Source organism: Sphingomonas elodea ATCC 31461 (assembly GCF_000226955.1).
Lineage (GTDB): Bacteria > Pseudomonadota > Alphaproteobacteria > Sphingomonadales > Sphingomonadaceae > Sphingomonas > Sphingomonas elodea.
Genome location: NZ_AGFU01000127.1, coordinates 1 through 2,921, shown reverse-complemented (window position 1 = coordinate 2,921; position 2,921 = coordinate 1). Strand labels below are relative to the sequence as shown.

Here is a 2,921-nt window from a genome sequence, read left to right as displayed (position 1 = left end):
TCCCCGGCACGGGGAGGGGGACCATGCGCAGCATGGTGGAGGGGCCGCCGCGCCAGCGGCGGTGCGCCCTGAGCTCGCAGTACCACCGCGCCTCCGGCGCGGCCCCTCCACCACCGCCCTTGGCGGCGGTCCCCCTCCCCGTGCCGGGGAGGAGTTTGGAAGTCACGCCGCCGCGAAGCTGCCGTCCTCGTCCATCACGTGCAGCATGCCGTCGGCAATCGCGAAATAGGCGCCGTGGAGGGTCAGCTTGCCCGCCGCTTCGCGCTCGGCGACGAAGGGGAAGGTGCGCAGGTTGCGCATCGAAACGCGGACCGTCTCCTGCTCCATCGCGCGCACCGCTTCCGGCCCCTCGCCATATCGCGAGATGATCTTTTCCCGGGCGCCGTCGAGCATGTCCACCCAATGCGCGATGAAGCCGCCTTCGCCGTTTTCTGCATCGGCGAAACGCTGGGTCAGCGCGGCATGGGCGCCGCCGCACGCGCCGTGGCCCATCACCACGATTTCGGGCACTTCGAGCTGCGTCACCGCGAATTCCAGCGCCGCCGACACGCCGTGGCGGCCGCCGCCGGTTTCATAGGGCGGCACCAGGTTCGCCACGTTGCGCACCACGAAGATCTCTCCGGGCGAAGTGTCGAAGATCTGCGCCGGATCGACTCGGCTGTCGGAGCAGGCGATCACCATCACCTTGGGGCTCTGGCCCTCGGAAAGCTCGGCCCAGCGCGCGCGCTGGCTGCTCCAGCCGTCGGTGCGGAATCGGTGATAGCCACCGATCAGTTCTTGAAATCCAGCCATTCGTTCCGCCTATCCATCCTTTCGGGACTTGTCGACGGCCAGAACGCCCAGGGTCCGGTTGCGCTCCCTGCACTTTAATGCGCAATTTCCGGGGCTGGCGAAACGTCGCGTGGCGCTCTATCTGCCCCCCCATGAACGAGCAGACTCCGCTGCCGCGCCCCGAGCGCGTCCGCAAGCCCGACTGGATCCGCGTCAAGGCCCCCACCTCGGAAGGGTTCGCCAAGACCCGCGCCCTGATGCGCTCCAAGAACCTCGTCACCGTGTGCGAGGAAGCGGCGTGTCCGAACATCGGCGAGTGCTGGACCAAGAAACACGCGACCGTGATGATCCTGGGCGACGTCTGCACGCGCGCCTGTCGCTTCTGCAACGTCAAGACCGGCATGCCGCGCAAGGTCGATCCGCTGGAGCCCCAGCACGTCGCCGAGGCGGCGCTGCAGATGGGCCTCGAGCATATCGTCATCACCTCGGTGGACCGCGACGACCTGCCCGACGGCGGCTCCAGCCAGTTCGTCAAGGTGATCGAGGCGATCCGCAAGGCGAGCCCGACCACCACGATCGAGATACTCACGCCCGATTTCCGCAACAAGCATGAGGCCGCCGTCGAGGCGATCGTCGCGGCGCGGCCGGACGTGTACAACCATAATCTCGAAACCGTCCCCAGGCTCTATCCGATGATCCGCCCGGGCGCGCGCTACTATGCCTCGCTGCGGTTGCTGGAGATGGTCAAGAAGCTCGATCCGTCGATCTTCACCAAGTCCGGCATCATGCTGGGCCTCGGCGAGCAGCGCCTCGAGGTCCACCAGGTGATGGACGACATGCGCTCGGCCGACATCGATTTCCTGACCATGGGCCAGTATCTCCAGCCGACGCCGAAGCATGCGAAGGTCGAGGAGTTCGTGACCCCGCAGGCGTTCCAGGCGTACGGCGCGATCGCGCGGGCCAAGGGCTTCCTGCAGGTCGCCTCGTCGCCGCTCACGCGTTCCAGCTATCACGCCGGCGAGGATTTCGCCGAGATGCGCGCGGCCCGCGAGGCCAAGCTGGCAAAGGCGAGCGCCAAGGCCTGATGCCCAAGCACAGCGAAACCCGGCAGCTTCCCTACACGCCGGAACAGATGTTCGATCTGGTGGCGGACGTGGCGCGCTACCCCGAGTTCCTGCCCTGGGTGAGCGCGATGCGCGTCCGCTCGTCGAGCGACACCCAGGTCGTCGCGGACATGATCGTCGGCTTCAAGGGGCTGCGCGAGACCTTCACCTCGCGCGTCGCCAAGGTGCGGCCGGAGACCATCCATGTCGAATATGTCGACGGGCCGCTCAAGCACCTGTCGAACGACTGGAAGTTCCGGCCGGACGGGCAGGGCGGCTGCTATGTCGATTTCTGCGTCGACTTCGCGTTCAAGAACCGGGTGTTCGAGATGCTCGCCGGCCAGGTGTTCGACCGCGCGCTCCGCAAGATGATCGGTGCGTTCGAGGAGCGCGCGGCGAAGCTTTATGCGGCGTCGGGTTCCTCGACCGGCACTTCGGGCGACGGCATCAGCAAGTCGAGCGCGCACAACGCCGCCTGAAGGCGGATGCCGCCGCGGCCGTTATTCTCGAAATGGCGCGCATCGGCGACGACGTGCTTCGGATCGGCGCCGCGGATCGCCTGGGCGAAGACCACGGTGCCGACCGGCTTGTTCTCGGTCGCCCCGCCCGGGCCGGCGATGCCGGTGATCGCCACGGCGACATCGGCCTTGGTGCGCTCCAGCACACCCTGCGCCATGCTCCAGGCGACCGCGATCGAGACTGCGCCGAAGGTTTCGAGCACGTCGAGGCTCACCTTCAGCACGTCCATCTTGGCATCGTTGGAATAGGTGACGAACCCGGCGTCGAAGACGTCGGAGGAACCCGGCAGCTCGGTTAGCGCGGCGGAAACCAAGCCGCCGGTGCAGCTTTCGGCAACGGCGACGCGGCGGCCGGCAATCCGGTTCGCGTCGATAACCTTGCGCGCGGCTTCTACGAGCTCAGGGGGAAGAATCGTGTCCATAGCGCGGAGCCCCTTGCCACCGGATGGCGGACGTTACGAGTCAGTTCCTTGCAGGCACGCGTACCGTTGAGATCGGAAGAGCGTCGTGTAGGGAAAGAGTGTAGATC

Annotated in this window: 4 protein-coding genes; 2 read left to right on the top strand and 2 right to left on the bottom strand. The window is 66.8% G+C overall.

Annotation, left to right across the window (positions count from 1 at the left end):
- Positions 1-162 precede the first annotated feature (162 nt).
- On the bottom strand, positions 163-792 hold the full coding sequence (locus KK7_RS0119815; protein ID WP_010546382.1) for a carbonic anhydrase: 630 nt from the start codon (positions 790-792) through the stop codon (positions 163-165).
- 131 nt (positions 793-923) lie between these two features.
- Between KK7_RS0119815 and lipA the strand changes: the two genes are divergently transcribed.
- On the top strand, positions 924-1,856 hold the full coding sequence (lipA, locus tag KK7_RS0119810) for a lipoyl synthase (RefSeq protein ID WP_010546381.1): 933 nt from the start codon (positions 924-926) through the stop codon (positions 1,854-1,856).
- Positions 1,856-2,353 carry a type II toxin-antitoxin system RatA family toxin gene (locus tag KK7_RS0119805; RefSeq protein ID WP_010546380.1) on the top strand — a complete coding sequence of 166 codons (498 nt, stop codon included), beginning with the start codon at positions 1,856-1,858 and terminating at the stop codon, positions 2,351-2,353. The genes lipA and KK7_RS0119805 overlap by 1 nt, the downstream gene beginning before the upstream one ends.
- Here KK7_RS0119805 and KK7_RS0119800 read toward each other — a convergent pair.
- The gene (locus tag KK7_RS0119800; RefSeq protein ID WP_010546379.1) at positions 2,278-2,814 is read right to left on the bottom strand and encodes a CinA family protein; all 537 of its coding nucleotides are present in this window, start codon (positions 2,812-2,814) and stop codon (positions 2,278-2,280) included. The genes KK7_RS0119805 and KK7_RS0119800 overlap by 76 nt on opposite strands.
- Positions 2,815-2,921 lie beyond the last annotated feature (107 nt).

Excerpts from the sequence above, each read along its gene's own strand:
- KK7_RS0119805 (WP_010546380.1), top strand. The coding sequence starts at position 1,856 with ATGCCCAAGCACAGCGAAACCCGGCAGCTTCCCTACACGCCGGAACAG.
- KK7_RS0119815 (WP_010546382.1), bottom strand. The coding sequence starts at position 792 with ATGGCTGGATTTCAAGAACTGATCGGTGGCTATCACCGATTCCGCACC.
- lipA (WP_010546381.1), top strand. The coding sequence starts at position 924 with ATGAACGAGCAGACTCCGCTGCCGCGCCCCGAGCGCGTCCGCAAGCCC.
- KK7_RS0119800 (WP_010546379.1), bottom strand. The coding sequence starts at position 2,814 with ATGGACACGATTCTTCCCCCTGAGCTCGTAGAAGCCGCGCGCAAGGTT.